The following is a 25,307-nucleotide window of genomic DNA, read 5'->3' as shown; positions in this document are numbered from 1 at the left end:
GCCCTCGCCGGCCGGGCGTACCTGCCCCGTCCGGCCGGGAGGCACCACGGCAGCCGACCGCTGCCGGGCACGACCCGGGTGGCGTGGACGCCCCTCCCGCCACCCGGACCCGGACGTCCGTCCGCACCATCCGTCTGTCGCACTCCTGGAGGGGGATCCATGCCCGCCCGCAACGGAATCAGCACCGATCCGGCCATAGCCCTTGTCGGCATCGGGTGCCGTTACCCGGGCGGGGTGGTCGATCCCGCGTCCTTCTGGCACGTCCTGCGCGACGGCGTCGACGTGATCGGGGAGATCCCTCCCGAGCGCTGGGGCCCCGAGTACATCAGTGAGGACGGGGCCGCACCGGGCACCGGGTACTGCCGTTACGCGGGAGTGCTGCCCGGGCTCGACCGGTTCGATGCCGACTTCTTCGGCATCTCGTTCCGCGAGGCACGCGAGATGGACCCGCAACAGCGGCTCCTGCTCGAAGTCTCCTGGGAGGCCCTGGAGCACGCCGGGCTCACCAAGCCCCGGCTCTCGGGCTCCCGTACCGGCGTGTTCTTCGGCATGCTCGGGATGGACTACACGCTGCTGCACTCCAAGACGCGCGGCGTGAAGGGCATCGACCCGTACTACGCGAGCGGCAAGGAGTTCAGCTTCGCGCCCGGCCGGGTCGCCTACACCCTGGGGCTGCACGGCCCCGCGCTCGCCGTGAACACCGCGTGCTCCTCCTCCCTGGTGGCGGTGCACCTGGCCTGCCGCGCGCTGGCCAGTGGCGAGGCCGACACCGCGCTCGCGGGCGGCGTCAACGTCCTCGCCGCCCCCGAACTGTCCATCTTCATGAGCAAGGTGCAAGCCCTGTCGCCCACCGGGCGGTGCAAGCCGTTCGCCGCCGACGCGGACGGCATCGTGCGCGGCGAGGGCTGCGGTGTCGTCGTACTGAAGCGGCTCGACGACGCGCTCGCCGACGGCGACCAGGTGCTCGCGGTGATCCGGGGCAGCGCCTTCAACCACGACGGTCGCAGCGCGGGCCTGACCGTCCCCAACGCCTCCGCGCAGGCAGCCCTGTTGCGGGAGGCCCTGCGGCGCGCGGATGCCACCCCGGACGAGGTCGCGTTCGTCGAGACACACGGCACCGGTACGCCACTCGGCGACCCGATCGAGGCCTTCGCGCTGTCGGAGGTGTTCGGCCCCGGCCGTGACCCCGGGCGCAAACTGCACATCGGCTCGCACAAAGCCAACTTCGGGCACACGGACGCGGCCGCCGGTGTCGCCGCCCTGATCAAGACCGTGCTGACCGCACGGCACCGGGTCGTCCCACCGCAGCTGCACCTCGGCACGCCCAACCCCGCCATCCCCTGGACCGACGGGCCGCTGAGCATCTCCGCCGAGGCCAGGCCGCTGGAGGCGACCGAGGACACCCTCTTCGGCGTGAGCGCCTTCGGCCTCAGCGGCACCAACGCCCATCTGCTGCTGTCCGCGCCCCCCGAGCAGACCCCCGAAGCGAGTGCGCCCGAGGCGGACGCCCCGCGGGTGCTGCTGCTCTCGGGCTCCACGGAGGCCGCCCTCCAGGAACGCGCGCGCGACCTGGCCGGCACCCTCGACGGGGAGCGGCCGCTGGCCGACGTCCTGCACACCGCGGCGGTACGGCGCACCCACCACGAGGCGCGCGCCACCGTGATCGGCGCCGACGCCGAGGAACTGCGCGCCTCACTGCTCGAACTGGCCGAGGGCAACCCCGACGAGCGCACCGTCAACGGCACCGCCGAGCCCCGGCGGCGCCACCGCACCGTCTTCGTCTTCTCCGGGCAGGGCTCGCAGTGGCGCGGCATGGGCCTGGACCTCTGGGACCGCGAACCGGTCGCCGCGGCCAGCCTGGAGCGCAGCGAAGCCGTCCTGCGCGAGGCCGGCCTGCCCGGTCTGCGCGAGCTGCTCGGCGACAGTGATCTCGCCGCCACCGAGCTGGCCCAACCCGCTGTCGTGGCACTGCAGTTGGCGCTCGCCGAGGTCTGGCGCTCGCGCGGCGTGGAACCGTCCAAGGTCATCGGGCACAGCCTCGGCGAGATCTCCGCCGCGTGTTTCACCGGCGCCCTCGACCTGCCCACGGCGCTGGACCTCGCCGTGCGGCGCGGGCGCATCATGGCCGCCGCCGCGGGCACTGGGCGGATGCTCGCGGTGGCACTGTCCGAGGAAGAGGCGGTCGAGGCCGCCGCCGGCACCGGGCGGGCCGTCACGGTCGCCACGGTCAACGGGCCCACCTCGACGGTGCTCGCCGGCTCCGAGGACGACCTGACCGCGATCGCCTCGCTGCTGCGCGAGCGGTCCGTCACCGCGCGGTTCGTGCCCGGCGACTACGCCTTCCACAGCCCGGCGATGGCGCCCTTCGCCGAGGAACTCCACGCGGAACTACGCGACTTGGCGGCGGTGGCCAGGCCCGAGGCCTTCGTGTCGACCGTGTGGCCCGACGAGCCGCCGGCCACGCTGGACGCGGCGTACTGGGCCGCCAACGTGCTGCGCCCGGTGCGCTTCTGGCCCGCCGTTCGCAACCTGCTCCAGGACATGGGCGCCGACTTCATCGAGATCGGCCCGCACCCCACCCTGGTCCGCCCACTGACCGATGCCCTGAAGGCGCTGCGACGCCAGGGCGTCGCGGTCGGATCGCTGCGCCGGGACACCGACGGGCCCGCGACGCTGCTCTCCTCGCTCGCCGAACTGCACTGCGCGGGCGCCGAGGTCCGCTGGGCCGATCTGGTCCCGGGCCGGCTCACGGAGCTGCCCCGGCACCCGTGGCAGCACGAGTCGTTCTGGCTGCCCGAGGTCACGCCCGGCACGCAGTACGCCCCGGGCGCGGTGCCCGACGCGCAGGTCGTGCCCGCCCGGCTCGCCGTGCAGCTGCTCGACCCGTCGGGCAAGCCCCTCGGTCCCGCGCAGCAGCTCGAACTGAACGGCACGCCCACTGGCGCGCCCATGACTCCGCCGGAGCCGCTCGGCTCCGGCGGTGCCGCCCCGGTCCTGGCCCCAACCCCCCTCGGGGCCGACCGGGAAGCCGACTCGTCCGCCACCGCCCCGTACCATCCCCCGGCGGGAGCGGTGGCGGACGGGACCGGAACCTCCGCGAGTACGACGGAGTCCGGGAACACCCCCGGCACCATCGACGCGAGCGCCACCGACGCGGGCGCCACCACCGCCATCGCGTCCGACGCGGCGAGCACCGACCGCGAGCGCCGGTCCCTGATGCGGCTGACGTCCGAGACGCTGGCGGAGACCCTCGGCCAGGACCCGGGTCGTCGCATCCCGCCCCGGCGCGGCTTCGCCGACCTCGGTCTGGACTCGCTGAGCATCGTGGAGTTCGTGGACCGCCTCGGACTGCGGATCGGCCTCGACATCCCCCTGTCCACCCCCTTCGAACGCCCCTGCCTGGACGAGCTGGTCGACCATCTGCTGCCGCAGGTGCTCGCGAAGAGGACACCGCAGGCGCCGACCGCGGAACCGGCTCCCGCGGTGGAAGCCGCACCTGTGAAGGCCCCCGCCGACGACCCGATCGTCGTGGTCGGCATGAGCTGCCGCTTCCCCGGCAGCCCCTCGGTTCGCGACTACTGGCAGCTCCTGCTCGACGGCCGCGAAGTGATCCGCGACGTGCCCTCGGACCGCTGGGACGGCCAGGCGTTCCTGTCCGACGGGCCGTGGACGCCCGGCACGATGACCTCGCTGCGGGGCGGCTACCTCGACGACGTACGCGGCTTCGACGCGGCGTTCTTCCGTATCTCGCCCCGCGAGGCCCGCAGCCTCGACCCGCAGCACCGGCTCTTCCTCGAAGTCGCCTACGAGGCCCTGGAGGACGCCGGGGCGACCCGGGACCGGCTGCGCGGCTCCGCGACCGGCGTGTTCGTCGGCATGAACAGCTCCGACCACGCCCAGCACATCGGCAGCCATCTCCAGGACGTGGACCTCTACTACGGCACCGGCAACTCCTTCGCCGGGGCGTCCGGACGGCTCTCCTACTTCCTGGGGCTGACCGGGCCCAGCATGGCCGTGGACACCGCCTGCTCGTCCTCGCTGACCGCTGTGCACCTGGCCATGCAGAGCCTGCGCCAGGGCGAGAGCGACCTCGCGGTGGCCGGCGGTGTCAACGTGATCCTCAGCCCGGTGATCCCGGTCGCGGTCTCGGCCGGCGGCGCCCTCTCCCCCAGTGGCCACTGCCGGACATTCGACGAGGCGGCCGACGGCTATCTGCGCGGCGAGGGCTCCGGAGCGGTCGTACTGAAGCGGCTGTCGACCGCGCTCGCCGACGGCGACCGGATCTACGCGGTGCTGCCCGGCAGCGCGGTGAACCAGGACGGCGCCAGCAGCGGACTCACCGTGCCGAACGGCACCGCGCAGCGGGCGCTGATCGAACAGGCCCTGGAGCAGGCCGGGTTGAGCGGCCGCGACGTCGGTTACGCCGAGGCGCACGGCACCGGCACCCCGCTCGGCGACCCCATCGAACTGCGCGCGCTCGCACAGGCCTTGCGCCCCCAGGGAGCCGACGGCACACCGCTCCTGGTCGGCTCCGCCAAGCCCAACATCGGCCATCTGGAGGCCTCGGCCGGAATGGCCGGGCTCATCAAGGCGGTCCTGTCGGTGCACTACGGGCGGATCGCCCCGCACATCGGCGTGACCACCATGCCGACCCGCCAAGTCGCCTGGGAACAGCTGGGGTTGGAAATCGCCACGGGCGCGGAGCGATGGCCGGAGGACGGGCGGCGGCGGATCGCGGGTGTCAGCTCCTTCGGCTTCACCGGCACCAACGCGCACATCCTGGTGGCCGAGGCCCCGGCTCCCGAGGAGACGGGCGGCGAGCCGCCGGCCCGCTTCGCGCTGCCGCTCTCCGCCGCGCAGGAGTCGGCACTGCCCGACGCCGCGAAGCAGTACCTCGCGCTGCTGGAGTCGGGAGACGCGAGGACCCTGGCGGACCTGGCGTACACGGCGTCCGCACGCCGCAGCCATCTCGACCACCGGGCCGTCGTGGTCGGCCAGGACGTCGTCGGCGTCCGCTCGGCCCTGCGCGCCGTGACCAAGGGCGAGGAGCACCCCCAGGTCCTCACCGGGACAGCGGAGTTGGAGCGCTCCTGTGTCTTCGTCTTCTCCGGGTTCGGCTCCCAGTGGGCCGGGATGGGACGGCAACTCCTGCGGAGCGAGCCGGTGTTCCGGGACGCGGTGCTGGCCTGCGAGGAGGAGATGCGGAAGTGGATCGCCTGGTCCCCGCTGGCCTCGCTGCGCGGTGAGCCGGACAGCCGCCCGTTCGACGAGGGCATCCCACAGGAACTGATCTTCATGGTGCAGGTCGGCCTGGTCGAGCTGTGGCGCAGCTGGGGTGTGGTGCCCGAGGCGGTCGTCGGGCACAGCATGGGCGAGGTCGCCGCCGCCTGGGCCGCCGGGGCGCTGACACTGGCGCAGGCCGCGGAGATCCTGTGTCTGCGCTCGCGGCTGCTCGACACGCTGGTCGGCACCGGTGGTTCGGTCGTCGTCGGGCTGCCCCGCGAGGAGTTGGCGCCGTATCTGGTCCTGTACGAGGACAAGTTGGGCATCGCCACGATCAACGGCCCGCGCACCACGGTCGTCGCTGGTGACGTGGACGCCCTGGAGGAGCTCGCCGAGGAGCTGACCGAGGCGAATGTGTTCGTCCGCCGGGTCAAGGTGCCGGTGGCGCCGCACTCGCCGCTGATGGAACCGCTGCGCGAGCGGCTGGTGTCCGGGCTCGCGCACCTGGTGCCCTCCGAGACCCGTGTCCCGATCTACTCCTCCGTGGCGGGCGGCGAGGTCGCGGGCTCCGCGCTCACCGCCGAGTACTGGGGCCGCAATCTGCGCGACACCGTGCTCTTCCAGGACGCGGTGAGCGCGGTCGAGGACCCGCACGACCGGGTGTTCGTCGAGGTGTCCCCGCATCCGGTGCTGGTCTCCGGCACCGAGGAGTCCCTGCAGGCCGCCGGGGTGGAACGCCCGGTGGTGCTCCCCTCGCTGGTGCGCGACGAGGACGAGGTGGGCACGCTGCTCACCAGCTTGGGCACGCTGCACGCGCAGGGCACCCCGGTCGACTGGGCGGCCTTCGCCGGCCGCGGCCGCGCGGTGGTCGATCTGCCCGGCTATCCGTGGCAGCGCAAGGAGCACTGGCTGCCGGACACGCCCGTGGACCGCGCCACCGGATCGGGCGCCCTCGTCGGCGCGCCGGTGCGGCCGACGACCGCCGCATGGACGGCGCTGCTTCCGGTGACGGTCGACGGCACCCGCAGCCCCTGGCAGATCAGCGGCTCCGGATCCCGTACGACGGTGTCGGCGCCCGCGCTGCTGGAGGCGGCCCTCGCCGGCGCCGCGGCGACGGGCTCTCCGGCGCCGGCGCTCGACGACGTACGGTTCGGCACTGCGCCCCGCGCGGACGCGGAAGGCCGGGCCGACCTGCAGGCCGTGGTCGACACCCGGCAGGGCACGGTCGTGCTGCGCCCGCTGTCCGGGGACGGGGACGGTCACGGACCCGCGCTGAGCGCGTCGACCGATGCCTCGACCCGGCCAGCCTCGGACGCTCCCGGCCTCGGTCGACTGGCCGACGACGAGCCCCTCCGGGCCACGCTGGCCGACCGCTTCCCAGGGCTCGGGGTGCGGTCGGCCGGCAGTGGCCGGGGTGGTGCTGAGGTCACCGTGGACCTGCCCGACGGAGCCTCCCGCCACCGGCTGCCCGCCGATCTGCTGCGGCTGGCGCTGCACTTGGTCGCGGGCGGCGCCGCGGAACCGTCCGAGGCGGAGCCCCTGCCCGCCGCCATCGCGTCGGTCCGGGTCAGGGCCGCGGTCGAGAGCACCGTACGGGTGTCCCGGGGTCCGGTTCGCGCGGGTGCGGACGGGCAGCCCGAGGCGGACGTGACCGTGTTCGACGCTGCACATCGTGCCGTGGTGGAGCTGACCGGGCTGCGCCTGGCCGCCGACCCCGAACCGGCCGCGGCGGACGCGGACCGGGACCGGATGGCGAACCTGCTGTACCGGATGGAGTGGAACGCCGCGGGCCAGCGCCCGGCCGGCCGGGACGGCGCGCAGGTCGCGCCCGCCACACGCTGGCTGGTGTGCGGTGACACCGAACACCTGGCGGGCACGGTGGCCGACGCGCTGCGGGCCGCGGGCTGCGAGGTGCGCCGGGTGCGCTCGGTGGACGTACCGGGCGGCGAAGGTCTCGTCCTGAACCCGGCGGACCGGACGGAGTGGGAGACGCTGCTCGCGGTGCACGCGAACGAGGGCACCACCGGGATCTGCGACCTGTGGCCGCTGGAGGACCTCGACTCGCGCCCCGGCGGCTGGCGGGTCACCACCGCGCTCACCGCGGCCCTGGCCAACGCCGAGGGAACTCCGCCCCGGCTGTGGCTGGTCACCCGGCACGCCCTGCTGCCGGCCGGCCACGAGGGCTTCCCCGACGGCAACCAGGGCGCCCATGCCGGGCTCGGCCGCACCCTGGCGATGACCCGCCCCGAGGCCTGGGGCGGCCATGTCGACCTGAGCCGGGGCAGCGCCGAGGAGCTGCGCACGCTGGTGACGCGGCTGTTGTGCGCGCCGGGCGACGAGCACATACGCGTGGAGCACTCCTCGGTTCAGGTCGGCTCGCTGGTGCGCGCCGACGCGCCGGACCGGGCCGGGAAGCGGCCCCTGTCGGCCGAGCGCTGGCATCTGGTGACCGGCGCGGGCGGCGCCCTGGTGCCGCCCGCGGTGGACTGGCTGGTCGGCGCGGGCGCCCGGCGGATCGTGCTCGCCGACACGGAACCCGACCAGGCCGAGCGGCTGTCCGTCGAGGACCGGGTCGCCGAGTGGCGTGCCGCGGGGGCCGAGGTCCGCACCGTACGCACCCAGGGCTCGCGGGACGAACTGACCGCACTGGTCGAGGAGTTGCGGGCAGACACCGGGATCGCGGGCGTGTTGTGCGCGGCGGCTCCGGAGCTGGCGACCCCGCTGGAGGAGACCACCGAGGCCGCGCTGCGGGCCGAGTGGAACCGCGCCGAGACGGCCGAGCTGCTGCACCGGCTGACCGCCAAGGACCCGGTACGCCTCTTCGTCCTGCTGGGTTCGGTGCCGGGCACCTGGGGCGGCGCCGTCACGGGTGCGGCAGCTCCGTCCGACTGGTCGCTGCGGGCGCTGGCGGCGCGGCGCAGGGCGAGCGGGCTGCCGGTGACGCACATCGAGCTGATGCCGCTCGAAGGCAGTCAACTCCTCGACGAACGGACGACTTTACTGCTGAAGTCGAGTGGGGTCGCCCCACTGCGGGAGCGGGACCTCGTGAGCGCCCTCGACCTCCTTGCCTGGGACCACACGGTGCACGCGTGCGTGGCCGACGTGGACTGGGAGCTGTTCGGGAGCGCGCTCGCCGACGCCCCGCACCGGGAGCTGTTCCGTGCGGTCCTGGGCGCGGCGCGGCAGACCGGCGGCACCGAGTTCGTGGCCGGGCTGCGCTCGCTCGACCCGGTGCAGCGCCGGGACCGGATGCTCGACTGGGTGTGCGCCCAGGTCGCCGGGGTGCTCGGCCTGTCGGAGGACGAACTCCACGCCGACCAGGGCTTCTTCGAGCTCGGGATGGACTCGGTCATGTCGCTGACGCTGCGGCTGCGGCTGTCCCGCGAGCTGGAGACCGAGCTGTCCTCGACGGTGGCCTTCGAGCACCCGACCGCGGTGGCGCTGACCGCGCATCTGCTGGAGCAGCTCGGCCATCCGGCCGCCGGCTCCGAGGGCGCCGCCGCGGATCCGGTCGAACTCGACGAGACCGGGGCCGAGCCCGCCGACGACCTGGACGACCTCGACGACGACGAACTGCTACGCCAGTTGGAGGCGGAGATCTCCGACTCACGGGCGCTGGGATTTGAGGAGAACTGATGACGAAGAGCCAAGCCGAGCAGCCGAGCCAGGAGGTCCTCCGCGGCCGGCTCAAGGACTCCCTCGGCACGATCCGCAGTCTGCGCGCCCGGGTCCAGGAGCTCCAGCAGCCACAGCCGCTGGCCGTGATCGGTCTCTCCTGCCGGCTGCCGGGCGGCGCCACGCCCGAGGAGTTCTGGCAGTCCCTGGCCGACGGCCGGGACTCGACGTCGCAGTTCCCCGAGGAGCGCCACTCCATCGCCGGTTTCTACAACCCGGACCCGGACCACCCGGGCACCGCGTACACGCTGTCGGGGAACTTCCTCGAAGGCCCGGTGGACACCTTCGATCCGACCGTCTTCGGGATCTCGCCGCGCGAGGCCGCGGGTATGGACCCGCAGCAGCGGCTGGTGCTCGAACTGGCCTGGGAGGCCATGGAGAACGCCTGCCTGCCGCCGAGCGAGCTGGAGGGCAGCCGGGTCGGCGTCTTCCTGGGTGCCAGTACGAGCGACTACGTCCGTATGCGGCAGCAGAAGGGCTCGATGGCGGACGTCGACGCCTATCAGCTGATCGGTGAGCCGAGCTTCCTGGCCGGCCGGATCTCGTACACCTTCGGCTTCCAGGGTCCCAGCATGGTCATCGACACCGCTTGCTCCTCGTCGCTGGTGGCGCTGGAGCAGGCCGTCCTGTCGCTGCGGTCCGGTGCGTGCGACATGGCGCTGGTCGGCGGCGTGAACCTGATGCTCTCCCCGTACGGCTTCGTCCTGGTCAGCAAGTTGCGGGCGCTGTCGCCCGACGGACGCTGCAAGACGTTCGACGCCTCCGCGGACGGCTACGCCCGTGGTGAGGGCGGCGCGCTGTTCGTGCTGAAGCGGCTCAGCGAAGCCGAGGCCGCCGGGGACCGCGTGCTCGCGGTGGTCCGGGGTGTGGCGACGGAGCACGACGGGCGCAGCAGCGGGCTGACGGTCCCGAACCCCGCCGCGCAGCAGAACGTCATCACCTCCGCGCTCAAGGACGCCGGGGTCTCCCCCGCCGAACTCACCTATGTCGAGGCGCACGGCACCGGCACACAGCTGGGCGACCCGATCGAGCTGAAGGCCCTGAACGCGGTCACCAGCACCGGCCGACCGGCCGAACGACCGCTGCTCGTCGGCTCGGTGAAGACCAACATCGGCCATCTGGAGCCGGCCGCCGGCGCGGCGGGCCTGCTGAAGGTCGTCCTGGCCCTCCAGCACGACACGCTCCCGAAGCATCTGCACCTGAACAACCCGAACCCCCAAGTCCCCTGGGACGCCATCAACTTGAAGGTCACCACCGAGGACACCGGCTGGCCGGACGGGCCCCGGATCGCCGGGGTGAGCAGCTTCGGCGCCAGTGGCACCAACGCGCACACCGTGCTCGCCGAGGCGCCGCAGCCCGCGCCCCGCGAGGGCACCCCGCGCGAGGTGGGCCTGCTCACCCTCAGCGCCAACAGCACCGAGGCGCTGCGCGCGATGGCCGGCGCGTACGAGAGCCGGGTGCGGGCGGCGGACGCGCGCACCCTGTCGGACATCTGCTACTCGTCGCACATCGGGCGGGCCCGGATGAAGCACGGGCTCAGTGTGACCGGCGACCGCGAGCAACTCGTCGCCGGGCTGGCCGCGTTCGCCGCCGGTGAGCGCGCCGACCAGGTCACCACGCACGGCCCGTCGGGCGCGAAGGCGCGCCGGCTCGGCTGGCTGTTCACCGGCCAGGGCTCGCAGTACGCCGGGATGGCCGCCTCCCTCGCGGCCGCCGAGCCGGTGTTCGCGGACGCGCTCGCCCAGGTGGTCGAGGCGCTCGACCGCTACTTGGAGGAGCCGCTCGGCCCCGTCCTGTCCGACGGCGAGCGCATCAATCGCACGGGCTTCACCCAGCCTGCCCTGTTCGCCGTGGAGTACGCGCTGGCGAAGATGTGGGAGTCGTGGAGAATCCGGCCGACCGCGCTGATCGGGCACAGCCTGGGCGAGATCACCGCCGCGTGCGTCGCCGGGGTGCACTCCCTCGACGACGCCGCCAAGCTGGTCACGGCCCGCGCCCGGCTGATGGAGGCGCTGCCGGCGGGCGGTGTGATGGAGACCCTGGTCTGCGACGAGGAGACGGTCCGCGCGGCGATCGCCGAGGCCCGTCCGGTGCCGCGGGTCGCGGTCGCGGCGGTCAACGGGCCGACGGACGTGGTCCTTTCGGGCCCCGAGGACGAGGTCGCCAAGGTCGTCGACGTACTGGCCGGACGCGGCGTCAAGCACCGCAGGCTCGTCGTCTCGCACGCCTTCCACTCCCCGCTGATGGCCCCGATGATCGACGAATTCCGCGAGGTCACCGAGACCCTGACGTTCCATCAGCCGAAGTACCCGATCATTTCCAACGTCACAGGCCGCGAGTGGGGGCCCGAACAGCTGCGCCCCGCCTACTGGTCCGAGCACGTGCTCGCGCCGGTGCGCTTCTACGCCGGCGTCACCACGCTGTACGAGACGGGGTGCCGTACCTTCCTGGAGCTCGGCCCGGCTCCGGTACTCCTCGGTCTCGGCGCCCGCTGCCTGCCCGAGGACGGCGTCGGCTGGATCCCGTCGCTGCGCCGGGACCGCGAGGACACCCACATCGTGGGCCAGGCCCTGGGCGCGCTGCACCACCGCGGCGTACCGGTCGACTGGACCGCGGTGCACCGCGAGGAGAAGCCGCGGCGCACCTCGCTGCCCAGCTACCCCTGGCAGCGCGAGCGGTACTGGTTCAACGACGACGCGCAGGGCGGCGCCCCCGAGTACGCGGCCGACGACGCCCCAGGGGCGCTCTTCGAGGGCCATCTGCTGTCCGGCGCGCCCACGTTCTCGCCCCAACTCGACGAGCTGTCCGAGGTGTTCGTGCAGACGGGCCCGGACGGCCGCCGGTCCGTGTCGGCGGGCGGCTTCTGCAACTGGGCGCTGGCGGGCGCCGCGAAACTGCCCGGCGCGCAGCCCCGGCTCGTGGACCGCTTCGTGGTGGGCGAGCCGCTGCTTCTCGACCCCGAGCACCGGCCCGCGCAGATACGGGTATATGTGCTGCCCCAGGACGACGAGGGCCGCTCGCTGTTCCTCTGCTTCTCCCGGCACGGCGTCGACTCCGCCGAGAGCGGCAGCTGGCGGCTGCATGCCCGCGGTGTCCTGGTGCGCCGCCCCACGGACACCCGGCGTGCCGACGGCGGCCTCGATGCCGTACGCACCAGGTGCGTGCCGGTCGACCCGGCCGACATCGTGGTGCCCGGCTGGGCCGAGCCGGTCCTCAACGAGGTCTACCAGGGGCCGGGCGAGGTGCTCGCCGAGGTCAACCGCGCCGCCGAGGAGCTGCCCCGCGGCGCCCTGCTCGACCTGACGCTCGGCCTGCTGCGCCAGTCGGAGAAGGCCCCGGGGGCCGGTGGGGCACCGGTGCCCACGGCGGTGCCCGAGGGCACCCGCCGCTACATCCACGGCTGGCTGGACCCGGCCGAGGAGGACGGCGAACTCCGCGGCGGCCTGGAGATCCTCGGCTCCGACGGCAGCGTGCTGATCATGATGCGGGACGTCCATCTGCGGTCGTCGACCCAGCCCGCCCAGGAGGTCCCGCGCAGCGCGCGGGCGGAAACCGTGTGGGAGCAGGTCTGGCGTCCGGCCGACCCGGAGGCGTTCGATGAGCGGAGCCTGCGCGACGAGCGGGTGCTGCTGGTCGGCTCGGGCGGCACGGACACGGGGCTTGTGGAGGCCGTGTCCAAGCAACTGATTCTGCGCGGAGCGGTGGTGACGCAGGCCGAGCCGTCCTCGAAGGCGGTCCTGCGGGCCCTCGACGCGGGCCGGCCGTACGGACATCTCGTACTGCTGAGCGGCCTGGAGCTGCCGGTGGCCGGGTACGACGCCGAGTCCGTGGGGCAGGCCAGGGCCGAGGCGGAGCACGTCTTCCTGGCCGCCACCCGGCAGCTGGCCGTCGACGAGGCCGCCACCCAGCTGTGGGTGGTGACCCGCGGCGCCCAGTGGACCGGGCCCGAGCAGAGCGAGATCTGCCTGCCCGCCGCCCCCCTGTGGGGCCTGGGCAAGGTCGCCGCCCTGGAGCACCCCGAGCTGTGGGGCGGTCTCCTCGACCTGGATCCGGCGGGCGAGCCGGACGAGGCGGAGCGGATCGCCGACCTGCTGGCGACCCCGAGCGCCGAGGATCTGACGGCCCGGCGCGGCGGCATCGTCCTGGTGCCCCGGCTGGTGGCGGCCGGCTCGGGCGACGAGTCCGCGAAGCGTCCGGCGCCGCACCTGAGCGACCTCGGCAGCTATCTCGTCACCGGCGGCCTCGGCAGCCTCGGCCTGCTGATCGGCGAGTGGCTCGCCCGCAACGGCGCGGGCACCGTCGTGCTGGCCGGCCGGACGGGTCTGCCGGACCGCTCCGCCTGGGACGAGCCGCACAACGACACCACCGCCGCCAGGATCGCCGGGGTGCGCCGGATCGAGGCCCAGGGCGCCGATGTACGCGTGGTCGCGCTGGACACCGCCGACGAGACGGCGCTGCGCTCCCTGACCGACCAACTGGGTCTGTCCGGGCGGCCGTTGCGCGGCGTGGTGCACGCGGCGGGCCTGTCGGAGCCGCAGTTCCTGCGGGAGAGCGACCCGCAGACGTACGACCGCTGCCTGCACGCGAAGGTGGACGGCACCTGGGCGCTGCACAACGCCACCGTCGACCAGGACCTGGACCTGTTCATCTCCTTCTCCTCGATCGCCTCGGTCTGGGGCTCGCAGCACTTGGCGGGCTACTCGGCGGCCAACGCCTTCCTGGACTCCTTCGCTTACTACCGGCAGCTGAAGGGCCTGTCCGCCACGACGGTCAGCTGGGGACCGTGGGCGGCCCGGTCGGGGCTGGCGGACGACTCGGTGATGGCGTTCCTGCGCTCCATCGGGCTGCACCAGCTCAACCCCGACCACGCCCTGGACCTGCTCGGCGAGGCCGTGGTCGACTCGGTCGCCCACCGTACGGTGTGCTCGGCGGACTGGACCCTGTTCCGCGACCTGATGGAGGCGCGGCGGGAGCGGCCCATCCTCAGCGAGATCCGCAGCGCGCCGGCCGCGCACCAGGCGCAGGACGCCGAACTGGGCGCGCTGACGGCCCGGTTGCTCGGCCTGAGCCGCACCGAACGCGGTGCCGAGCTCAACGAGTACATCCGCGTCCAGCTCTCCGAGATCCTGCGCCTGGAGCTGGACACCCTCACCGAGGACACCCGGCTCGCGGACATGGGCCTGGACAGCCTCATGGTGATGGAGCTGATCAGCCGCTGCCGGGACGATCTGGGCCTGGAGATCAACAGCCGTGACTTCTTCGCCTGCCCCGGCATCCACTGGGGCTCCTTCCTCCACGAGCTGATCGAGGAGAGGTACCCGGCCACCACTGTCGCGTCCGGCCCCGAGGGGCCGACGGACCAGGCATGACCGCCCGGGGGCCTTGGCCGCGCGGCCCGGGCCCCCGGCACCACAACTCCGCCCCGACCTCTGGAGGAACGAGCATCATGCAACCGCTGCCCGCGTCCGGCTCGCCCGACAAGGCCGTCCATGACGTCGCCATCCTGGGCGCCGGAATCGCCGGCTCCATCCTCGCGGCCGTCCTGAGCCGCAACGGGGTGAAGACGGTCCTGATCGACGCCGGCACCCACCCGCGCTTCGCGGTGGGCGAGTCCACCATCCCGTACACCTCCGTGATGCTGCGGATCCTCGCCGCGCGTTACGGAGTGCCGGAGATCGCGCATCTGAGCCACTTCTCCACGATGCGCTCCAAGGTGTCCTCGAACTCCGGCCAGAAGCGCAACTTCGGCTTCGTCTACCACCGCGAGGGCGAGGCCCAAGTCCCCGGTGAGATCAACCAGTTCGTGATTCCGGTGGCGCTGTCCACCGAGTCCCACATGTTCCGCCAGGACGTCGACGCCTACATGTTCAACGTCGCGGTGCGCTACGGCGCCGTGCCACGCCTGGGCACCCGGGTGTCGGACGTCGAGGTGGACGGCTCGGGGGTTACCCTCGCGGTGGAGAACGGCCCGGCGATCCGTGCCCGGTACGTCGTCGACGCGGGCGGTCACAACTCGCCGCTGGCCAAGAAGTTCGCGCTGCGCGACGAGGTGCCCCAGCAGCGCACGCACTCGCGGACCCTCTTCACCCACATGGTCGGGGTGCGCCCGTTCGACGACTGCCCGGCCGGGCGCAAGCACGACAACCCGAGCCCCTGGCACCAGGGCACCCTGCACCACGTCTTCGACGGCGGCTGGGTGTGGGTCATCCCGTTCGACAACCACCGGGGCGCCACCAACCGGCTGTGCAGCGTCGGTCTGACCCTGGACCCGCGCAAGCACCCGAAGACGGATCTGCCGCCGGAGCAGGAGTTCGCGCAGTTCCTGGAGCGGTTCCCGGACGTGGCCCCGCAGTTCAAGCACGCGAAGGCCGCCCGCCCCTGGGTGTCCACCGGGCGGCTGCAGTACTCCTCGCACCAGGTCGTCGGCGACCGCTTCTGCCTGACCTCGCACGCCGCGGGCTTCGTGGACGCGCTGTACTCGCGCGGACTGACCAACACCACCGACGTGGTCAACTCGCTCGCCTGGCGGCTGATCGAGGCGGCCAAGGACGACGACTTCTCCGCCGAGCGGTTCGGGCACATCGAGACGCTCCAGCAGGGCCTCGTGCGCGCGCACGACGAGGTGGTGGCGTCGTCCTTCACCTCGTTCCGCGACTACGGGATGTGGAACGGCACGTTTCGTATGTGGGCGCTCGGCACGGTGCTCGGCACGCTCAACGCGCAGGACGCCCTCGTACGGTTCCAGCGGTCCAAGGACCCGTTGATCTGGCGCGAGTTGGAGGCGCAGCCGCACCCCGGCGCCCTGTTCCCGGCGAGCGTCGGCTTCAACAAGATCACCGATGCCGCCTGGGCCGCCTGCCGGGACGTCGAGGCCGGTCTGATGACGCCCGACCGCGCCACCGGCGAGCTGTTCGACCTGTTGCAGGACGACGGCTACGCGCCGCCGCCGTTCGGTCTGCACGACCCGGCGAACCGCTTCTACAACCCCAACCCGGCCCGCATGATCCGCACCATGCACTGGGCCAAGCGCGGATCGGCGGCCGCGGACACCGGCCCCGTGGTGGCCGGCGCGCTCGGCGGCTTCCTGCGCTCCCGCTTCCGCAGGCACTCATGAGGGAGGACGGGCCCATGCCCCGGAACGAACACACGGAACGACCACCCATCCTGGGCCCCGCCCAACCGGCGGACCAGAGCTGGGCGGAGGGCGCCGATACGGTGGCGGCGGCCGAGTCGGCCCTGCCGTACGAGCCGGCCACGGAGACCGCTCCGGCGGTCGACCACCCGCGCAGGACGAACAGGCCCGCCAAGCCGACGCCCACACCGAGCCGGCTCGCCGAGCCGAGTGCCGCGCCTGCTCCGGCTCCTGCTTCCGCTCCAGCTCCCGCTCCCGCTCCCGCTGCTACTGCTACTGCTACTGCTACTGCTACTGCTGTGGGCAGTCGTCCCGCAGGGCGGGACGGGTGGGCACAGCCTGCAGCTGCGGGTGCCGTTGCACCACCCAAGACAGCCCGGCCGGCCGCACCGAGCCCGAAGACCGCTCGGCCCGCGGTACCTACGCCCAAGGCCGCCCGGCCCGCCGTACCGACCCCCAAGACGGTCCGGCGCACCGAACCGACGGGCGAGGCGGTGCCGCCCGCCGGTTCCGCGGCAGGAGTGGCTGCTGCCGCGGACACGGAGGCCGCACCCGGCCGTCCCGGGAACCCGGCACCACGGCACACCGTCGCCATCCTCGGCGCCCACCTCGGCGGCGGCATGCTCGCCGCGATCCTGGCCCGCGCCGGGATCGACGTGGTCCTGGTGGACTCGCCGCATGACGCCACCACCCCGTCGGGCGAGACGACGGTCCCGTACACCGCGGAGGTCTTCGAACTGCTCGCGCGCCGTTACGGCGTGCCCGAGCTGTCCGCGCTCGGACACTTCGGAGAGCTGCCCGCCGAGGTCCGCAGGACCTCGGGGATCAAGTCGAGCATCGGCTTCGTGTACGCGCGCCCGGGCGCACCCGTACGGCCGCACCACGTGGTGCAGTTCAACGTGCCCAGCGAGCACGGCGAGTCGCATCTGTACCGGCCCGACGTCGACGCCTGGGTGCACCGGCTCGCCGTGGGCTACGGCGCCAAGGTGCCACAGGGGCGCTCGGCGTTGAGCGAAGTGCGCGGCGAAGCGGGCGACTTCACCGTCGAGCTGGCCGACGGCAGCAGCATCGGTGCGACGTTCGTGGTCGACATGTCCGGGCCCGACGCGCCGATGCTGCGGCGCCTCGGTCCCGATCCGGCGCTGCGCCCGCTGCGGCACTCCTCGCGGGTACTGACCGCGCGTCTGCGGGGCGTACGGCCGCTGGAGCGACGGGTGGACCCGGGCAAGGGCGGCACCCCCTGGACGGGCGGCACGACCCAGGTGGTCTTCCCCGGCGGCTGGATCCAGCTCGTCCCGTTCGGCGAGGAGCGCACCGGCGAGACCACGCTGACCAGCGTGGCGGTGAGCCTCGACGCCAAGTTGTGGCCGCAGCGATCGGCCTCGCCGGAGGACGACTTCCAGCAGCTAATACGCCAATTCCCGGACTTGGAATGGCAGTTCGGTGAAGCGACCCCGGTCCGCCCGTGGACGGGCTCGGAGCCGTGGCAGTACGGCGCCAACGCCGCCGTCGGCGAAGGTTTCGTCGTCCTCGAACGCTCCGCCGTCCGCTGCGACTTCACGCTCTCCAGGGACGTCACCCTGACCGCCGAACTGGTCCACGAGGCGGCCGCGCACCTCATCTCCGCGGCGGGCAGCGGCGACTGGTCGGTGGAGCGTTTCCGCCCCCTCGAGTCGTTCCAGGCGTCGCTGATCGAGCACGGGGACAAGCTGCTGCGTACGGCGCTGTCGGCCACCACCGACTTCCGGCTCTGGAACGCCTTCTGCCGGGTCTGGCTGCTGCACTCCATGTTCGCCGCCCTGTCCCTCAAGCGGGCCCGCAACGACGCGCTGGCCCGTCCCGGACGGCCGGACCAGTGGCGGGAGTTGGAGCGCTACCGGGGCGCGGGATTCTGGTTCCCCGTCTATCCCGGGTTCGTCGCCCTGTTCGACGACATGGTCGCCGCTGCACGGCAGGTGGCCGACAATCGGCTGGCACCGGGCGCGGCGGCCGAGCGGATTTTCGGCCAGTTGGACAGCGCGTCGTTCGTCCCGCCGCTCTTCGCCTTCGGTGATCCCACCGACCGCTACTACAACTTCACGCCGCTGAAACGGGTCAAGGTACTGCTGTGGGCCAAGCGCAGGGCACCGTACATGGTCCAAAGGGTGCTCACCCGGGGGGCCACCGTCCTGCCCGACGTCGAACGGTAGACAGGGACTTCACAGGCAACTGAAAGAATTCGGGCAGGGAACCGCCGCCCCGCACAGGCTCGCCCGCGCGGGCCGGGGACGGCGGTTCCTTGTCGCGTCGGCGCGCGCGGGGCACGCGACGGCGCGATCCGCTGATCGAATCCGGCCAGCCACCGCACCGGTTTCGCGAGGGGGACTCGACACCGCAACGGACTGCCGGAATGCTCCCTACCGGGGAGTCTTCCCATGTGGGATGCTGATATCGTCGATTTCCTGCACACATGAATTAGTACCCGGAGGGGGACTGGTGAGCACCGGAAACGGGATCCCCTGCGCCACGCAGGCGGACGCACAGCAGGGCGTTGGCGCCCGCCGCGGCCGGTCGCCTTCGCGCGGCGGCGGCCGGCGCCCGGGACAGAGCAGCACCAAGGAGCAGATCCTCAACGCCGCGCTCGAACTCTTCGCGGCCAAGGGCTACTCGGGCACCACCATGCGAGGCATCGCCCAGCAGGCGCAGGTCGACCCGGCCCTCATCCACCACTTCTTCAGCAACAAGGAAGGCGTGTTCCAGGACGCGGTCTCGTCCCGGCTCGATGTGTCGGCCCTCTTCGACTCCCTGACGGACACGGACGCCGAGCCGGTCCTGGAGCGCCGCGGTGAGCGGGTCGCGCGGACGTTCCTGTCCTTCTGGGAGGACGAGTCGACCCGGCCGGCGCTGATCGCCATCTACCGGACCGGGCTGTCGGACGAGGCGACCTCGAAGACCTTCCGGGACCAGATCGAGGACAGCTTCGCGGCCTGCGTCCGGCGCATCGCGCCCGAGAACAGCGACCGCACCCCCGCCTTCGCCTCACTGGTGTCCGCGCAGCTCGCCGGCCTCGTGATGCTGCGGTACGTCCTCCAGACGGAGCCGCTGGCCTCGCTCGACTTCGAGGAACTCATCGAGTGGTTCGTGCCCGCCATCGAGGTGCACTTCGACCGGCTGTCCCAGGGATAGCCGCCACTCCGGGACGGTCGCCGCGGAGTGCGTATGGGCCTCGGGGCGCGTGTGGGCCTCGGGGTACACATGTGCCTCCGGGCGCGTGCGGGTCTTGGAACGCGCGTGGGCCAGCACGAAGACACCCCGCCCCGCCGCGGCCGCCGCGGCAAGTCCCGCCAGGGCGCCGGGGATTCCGGTGGCATAGCGGTCCCCGAGGACCACGACACCGATGACCGCCGCGAACACGGGATTGACCAGGGTCATGGTGGCCAGCGGTGCCTCCAGCCCGCCCCGGTAGGCCAGTTGGCACAGGACGAGGCCGCCCAGCGCCAGGCAGATCACGCCGATCGTGAGAACGACGGCCGAGACCGGCAGCCGTAGCGCGCCGTCGTCCGTCAGCTTCAGCACCGCGGTCTGCGTCAGCGCCGACGCGGCACCGAAGGCGACGCCGGCGGCGACGGCGTACCACAGGCTGGTGGTCATCGTGCGACGGCCCACTGCGGCGGCCACCGTGGAGATCGCGAGCACCCCGACGGTCAGACCGACGACGCCCGCCGTCTCCGCCGGCGCGAGCGTCCGGCTCGACTGCGCGGACCGCGTGAGGAAGAGCAGTCCGGCGACACCGGCCACGGTGAAGGCGATGCCGGAGCACTGGGTTCTGGTCATACGTCGTCGCAGTACGGCCGTGGACAACAGCGGAGCCGCCACCAAGGTGAGCACGCCGAGCATCTGCACGGCGACGAGCGAGCCGAAGCGCAGCGCCGCCGTGTGCAGCGCCGCCCCCAGCATGTTGAGCAGCAGCGACACCCACCAGGCCGCGCCGCGCAGTACCCCGCGGCGTCCCCGCTCGCTCACGTACGAGGCCACCGCCCGCTGTGCGACGGCCGCACCGGCGTACGCCAGGGCCGAGGCCACGCCGAGCGCGAGAACCGAGAACACGGTTCGTCCTTTCACCGCGGGGGGCACGGGTGTTGGGGGCTGGGAGGCCGGGGCGAAGTCGGAGGCGCGGGCGCGCCCTCACAGCGGGCGGCCGGCGTCGAGAGGGAAGGGGGGACCGGGGCGCACCTCCCCCGGCCCCCGACCCTCGTTGCTCGGTCGTTCCTCAACGGCGTACGCGTGTCGTTCCTCAACGGCGTACGCGTGTCGTTCCTCAACGGCGTACGCGTGTCGTTCCTCAAAGGTGTACGCGTGTTGTTTCTCAACGATGTACGCGGTGTTGTCAGCGGATCCCGGCCGGGGCGAGCGATGTGCCGACATCGCTCGCCCGGCCGGCGCGGGCGCCGTGCCCGTGCGTCCATGCGCCCATGCGCCCAGACCTACGGGCGTACGGGCCCGGTCAGGCGCCCCCGGGAACGTCCAGGACGTCCTCGGGACGGACCTTCGGCAGGGCGAGGACCAGCAGGCAGGACAGACCGAAGCAGCCGATCTGCCAGAACACGACCTGCTCGAAGCTGTCGCCGAAGTTGGACTTGCGCGCCTCGGGCACGGCCTTGCCGATCACCGCGGCCTGCACCTTCGCCTTGGTCTCCGCCGGCACGGGCGCGTTCGCCATCTGCTTCTCGATGGCCGCGCAGCTCGCCGGAGTCGCGGTCAGGTCCTTCTGGTTCATCTTGTCGTGGAAGCAGGTCTGGAAACCGGCGGTGACCTGCGCCTGCTGCTCCGAGGAAAGGCCGGCCGCCGCCAGGTCGCTGCGCAGCTCCGGCAGCGCCGTTCGGCTGGCACCGTCGGCGTTCGAGCCGAGCAGCCCGTAGAAGAGGATGCCGGCGACCGCGATACCGATCGCGATGCCGACCTGCTGCACGGTGGCGAGCATGCCGGACGCCGAACCGGCCTCACGGGATCGGATGCCGGCCAGGATGATCCCGGTGCACGGAGCGAGGAAGAAGCCACCGCCGAGTCCGGCGATCATCAGCGAGGGGATCAACTGGTAGCCGTGCAGGTCCGATCCGGCCCACTGCAGCGTGCCGATCACCCCGGACATGCCGACGAGCAGCAGCCCGGTGCCGACCGCGAGGGTCTTGGTGCCGAGCCGCTTGACCACGGCCGCCGAGCGCGCGGAGCCGACCGCGATGAGCGCGGCAAAGCCGAGGCTGACCAGGCCCGCGGAGATCGGGGTGTAGCCGAAGCCGATCTGCAGGCTCATGAAGAAGACCATGAAGAACGACGGGATACCGGCGAAGAACACCACGCTGATCACGAGCCCGACGGTGAACGACCGTTCCTTGAAGAGTCCGCTCGGTACCAGCGGTGACCTGTCGGCCAGCTTCGACAGCTTGTTCTCGTACACGAAGAACTCGGCGAGCACGAGCGGGCTCAGCACCAGGAGCACCAAACTCCAGCCCGGCCAGTCGTGTTCACGGCCGATGACCAGCGGCAGGATCAGACTGAAGAGTCCGGCGCTGAGGATGACCGCACCGGTGACGTCGAGCCGTCGTGCGCCGCCCCCCGAGGACTCCGGGATCTTGGCCAGGCCGAGCAGCAGGGCGATCAGACCGACCGGCAGGTTGACGTAGAAGATCGCCCGCCAGTCGGTGTTCATGATGTTCAGCTCGATCAGCCAGCCGCCGAGCACCGGTCCGAGCACCGTACCGAGTCCCACCGAAGCCCCGTACATGGCAAGCGCCTTGGGGCGTTCCTTCGCCGAGAACGTGACCTGGATGATCGACAGCACCTGCGGGAACATCAGGCCGGAGCACATGCCCTGGAGCACCCGGGACGCGATCAGGAAGGTCGAACTGGGGGCCGCGCCGCACAGCGCCGAGGCGAGGGTGAAGCCCAGCATGCCGATCAGGAAGATCTTGCGGCGGCCGTAGATGTCGCCGAGCCGGCCGCCCGTCACCAGCACACAGGCGAACGCCAGCGAGTACACCGCGACGACCAGCTGGATCTCGGCGAAGGTCGAGCCGAGGTCGCTCTGCAGCGAGGGCAGGGCGACCATCGTGATCGTGGTGTCCAGCATCTGCATGAAGATGGCGGACAGCGTGACGGCGAGGATCACCCAGCGCGCCGGGTTCGCGACGGACCCCGGGCCGGGCGAAGTGCCGGGCGGGGCCGCCGCCTTCACGCCCGTGTCAATCGATTCCATGTTTCCTCCTTGGGTCCGCCGTCCGCTGACAGCACCCCGCGAGTTATTCATTCTCCAATGAAGTCTACGAGTACTGAATTCCAAACCGCAAGCTCGATGACCCTGTTCCGGACAGGGCGGTCCCACTCAACAGTGGTGCGAGCGCGACCTGTTGACGTGCGGTGACACCTGCGGAATGGTCAGAAGCGGCTGCGTCCTGGGTAGTTCCGGATCACGCGGGAGCGGCCGAGTCTGACGCCTCGGCAATCACGTGCGACTCGTACGGTCATCGACTGATGAACAGGAGGACACCGGGGGGCCGTTCGCTGTTCGGGAGCGCGAAGGGGATGCGGAAGTGACCCACAGGTCGTCGGCCCGGCAACGGTCGAGGGCGAGCACGGCCCGCTTGCGCCCTGCGCCTTCGCTCCACTTCCGGTCTCAGTACGCCTTCGAGACTGAGCGGAAGAACACGCTCACCTGCGCGGACAGGTACAAGCACAGCTGGAGGCCTCGATGGAGCGCCTGGGCCTGCACAGATTGCCGCTCACGCTGCCGGAACCCCGGGGCACGGGAGCCAGGCCGGCGAAGCCGGCCAGTCGGGCCCGGCACTGCCGAAGGCGCTCAGGCCCCCGTCGGTCGCGGCGATGAACTCCGCCCCGGAGCGGGACCCATGCCCGGCAGCCTGAGGATCACCCCGGCGTCCTGGTGCCGGCGGGACCGGGCCTCGACCCGGGCGTCCAGCGCGGCGACCCCTCGTTGTGGGCCATCACGGTTACCGGGAGTGCTCAGACTCCAAGAAAGCCTGAAACAGGGCACGTTGATAACACGCCCGACATGACCTCAAACGCCTGTCGCCACGAGCGCACCTCACTTGCTCCGATCAGAACCAGCGACCCCCGCCGGATCGGCGACCAGAAGCGCGGCCACCGCCGGCGCGAGCGCACGCACCAGCTCGGCGGAGTCGCCGTCCTTGGCCAACTCGGGTGGCAGCAAGCCCATGTGACGTGACGTCATCACACCCACGAGCAGACTACTGATCAGCGCGAGCCTGATCTCGTCCGCCCCGGCGATTCCCTCCGGGACCAGGGACTGAGTGAACCTCTCCCGAGCCGCGGGCAGATCGAGCGCGGAGCGCAGCACACCCAGGATGCGCCGTCGCTGCACGGGGTCGCCCCAGTCGGTCACCGCGTGACGCAGCAGCCACTCCGCCGCGCCGTGATCCCGTCGCCCGATCGCCTCCCGGAACAACTCGGCCGGTCTGACGGTCTCCGCGACGACGGCGTCGTAGAGCGCTTCCTTGGAGGCGAAGTAGTGCCCGATCAGCGCGGGGTCACAGCCCGCGTCCGCGGCGACGGCGCGCAGCGAGGTGTTGCGGTAGCCGAGTTCGGCGAAGAGATCCGCGGCAGACCGCATGATGGCCTGGCGGGTACCGGGTGTGCCTCTGGTTTCGGCCACGGCGGCACTTCCTCTCGATCACGAGTCCCCCGAAGGACGTGCTTCCCGCCCGGTCTCGACACGGGTGTCCGCAACGACGGGACAGCGTGACGCCGAGCCCCACAGCAATTCATTCAGCCATGAAGTCTACACTCAGTGACTTCTTGGGTCAAAGCTTTCCGTGCATCGGCAAGGATCCTCAACACCCCTGCCCCATCAGGCTTTTGGCACCGTACCAGCACAGGTGAGCGACACCCGGAGGGCTCGCCGATCCATGGGCGCGTCAGCCTCGGCCACACAATTCAACGCCCATTGAAATTAGTCCCCGATCCCCCTACGCTCGCAGCGGGCGCCCAACCCTCGTTCAGTGCGACGGCTCTGCGGGTGCATGCCCGCGCACGCGCATTTCCGCCCCAGGGAGAGGCACTTGCAGGTGACGAAACAGACGGATCAGCTCGACCGGGTCATCATCCGTTTCTCGGGTGACTCCGGCGACGGCATGCAGCTCACTGGTGATCTGTTCACCTCACAGACGGCGTCCTTCGGGAACGACCTGGCGACGCTGCCCAACTTCCCGGCCGAGATCCGCGCCCCCGCAGGCACCCTGCCGGGCGTGTCCAGCTTCCAGCTGCACTTCGCCGACCACGACATCCTCACGCCCGGCGACGCGCCCAACGTCCTCGTCGCCATGAACCCGGCCGCCCTGAAGGCGAACATCGGCGATGTGCCGCGCGGCGGTGAACTCATCGTCAACACCGACGAGTTCACCAAGCGGGCGATGCAGAAGGTCGGTTACGAGAGGAGTCCGCTGGAAGACGGTTCGCTGGACGGCTACCACGTCCATCCCGTCCCCCTGAACACCCTCACCGTGGAGGCGCTCGCCGGCTTCGGGCTGGCACGCAAGGACGCGGACCGCTGCAAGAACATGTTCGCGCTGGGCCTGCTGAGCTGGATGTACCACCGGCCCACCGAGGGCACCGAGAAGTTCCTGCAGACCAAGTTCGCGAAGAAGCCCGACATCGCCGCCGCCAACATCGCCGCGTTCCGCGCCGGTTGGAACTTCGGCGAGACCACCGAGGACTTCGCCGTCTCGTACCAGGTCGCGCCCGCGGCGGAGACGTTTCCGGCGGGGACCTATCGGAACATCTCCGGGAACCTGGCGCTGTCGTACGGCCTGATCGCGGCCTCGACCCAGGCGGACCTGCCCCTTTTCCTCGGCTCGTACCCGATCACCCCGGCCTCCGACATCCTGCACGAACTCAGCAAGCACAAGAACTTCGGCGTACGGACCTTCCAGGCCGAGGACGAGATCGCCGCCGTCGGCGCGGCGCTGGGCGCCGCGTTCGGGGGTTCGCTGGCCGTCACCACCACCTCCGGCCCCGGCGTCACACTCAAGGCGGAGGCCGTCGGCCTGGCCGTCTCGCTCGAACTGCCGCTGCTGGTCATCGACATCCAGCGCGGCGGCCCGTCGACCGGTCTGCCGACCAAGACCGAACAGGCGGACCTGCTGCAGGCCATGTACGGCCGCAACGGCGAGGCCCCGGTCCCGGTCGTCGCACCGCGCACCCCCGCCGACTGCTTCGACGCCGCCCTCGAAGCCGCCCGCATCGCGCTGACCTACCGCACCCCGGT

8 protein-coding genes and 1 pseudogene are annotated in these 25,307 nt (G+C 72.0%); 6 read left to right on the top strand and 3 right to left on the bottom strand.

The window, feature by feature from the left end:
* Positions 1-159: 159 nt before the first annotated feature.
* From ACZ4RZ_RS24065 to ACZ4RZ_RS24045, 5 genes are all read left to right on the top strand, one after another.
* Entirely contained in the window at positions 160-8,859 is an 8,700-nt protein-coding gene (locus ACZ4RZ_RS24065) for a type I polyketide synthase (RefSeq protein ID WP_467747423.1), read from the top strand.
* Positions 8,859-14,267 (top strand): SDR family NAD(P)-dependent oxidoreductase, encoded by a 5,409-nt coding sequence (locus tag ACZ4RZ_RS24060; RefSeq protein ID WP_467747421.1) that lies wholly within the window; start codon positions 8,859-8,861, stop codon positions 14,265-14,267. Before ACZ4RZ_RS24065 ends, ACZ4RZ_RS24060 begins: the two co-directional genes overlap by 1 nt.
* A gap of 77 nt (positions 14,268-14,344) precedes the next feature.
* The gene (locus ACZ4RZ_RS24055; RefSeq protein ID WP_467747420.1) at positions 14,345-16,012 is read left to right on the top strand and encodes an NAD(P)/FAD-dependent oxidoreductase; all 1,668 of its coding nucleotides are present in this window, start codon (positions 14,345-14,347) and stop codon (positions 16,010-16,012) included.
* 539 nt (positions 16,013-16,551) lie between these two features.
* Entirely contained in the window at positions 16,552-18,219 is a 1,668-nt protein-coding gene (locus tag ACZ4RZ_RS24050; RefSeq protein WP_467747418.1) for an NAD(P)/FAD-dependent oxidoreductase, read from the top strand.
* Positions 18,220-18,505: 286 nt separating this feature from the next.
* Entirely contained in the window at positions 18,506-19,195 is a 690-nt protein-coding gene (locus tag ACZ4RZ_RS24045) for a TetR/AcrR family transcriptional regulator (protein ID WP_467747416.1), read from the top strand.
* A gap of 144 nt (positions 19,196-19,339) precedes the next feature.
* Here ACZ4RZ_RS24045 and ACZ4RZ_RS24040 read toward each other — a convergent pair.
* The 3 genes and pseudogenes from ACZ4RZ_RS24040 to ACZ4RZ_RS24030 form a co-directional block, all read right to left on the bottom strand.
* Positions 19,340-20,092: pseudogene (locus tag ACZ4RZ_RS24040) on the bottom strand (DMT family transporter); the annotation flags it as partial.
* A 421-nt stretch (positions 20,093-20,513) separates the two neighbouring features.
* Complete coding sequence (locus ACZ4RZ_RS24035) at positions 20,514-22,262, bottom strand: MFS transporter (protein WP_467747415.1); 1,749 nt, start codon at positions 22,260-22,262, stop codon at positions 20,514-20,516.
* 846 nt (positions 22,263-23,108) lie between these two features.
* Positions 23,109-23,696, bottom strand: coding sequence for a TetR/AcrR family transcriptional regulator (locus ACZ4RZ_RS24030; RefSeq protein WP_467747413.1), 588 nt, complete (start codon positions 23,694-23,696; stop codon positions 23,109-23,111).
* Between the two features lie 412 nt (positions 23,697-24,108).
* Here ACZ4RZ_RS24030 and ACZ4RZ_RS24025 point away from each other — a divergent pair.
* On the top strand, positions 24,109-25,307 hold a 1,199-nt coding region (locus tag ACZ4RZ_RS24025), incomplete at its 3' end, for a 2-oxoacid:acceptor oxidoreductase family protein (protein WP_467747412.1).

This window comes from Streptomyces sp. NPDC027189 (assembly GCF_055566975.1).
This window is presented reverse-complemented; position numbering and strand designations above follow the sequence as displayed.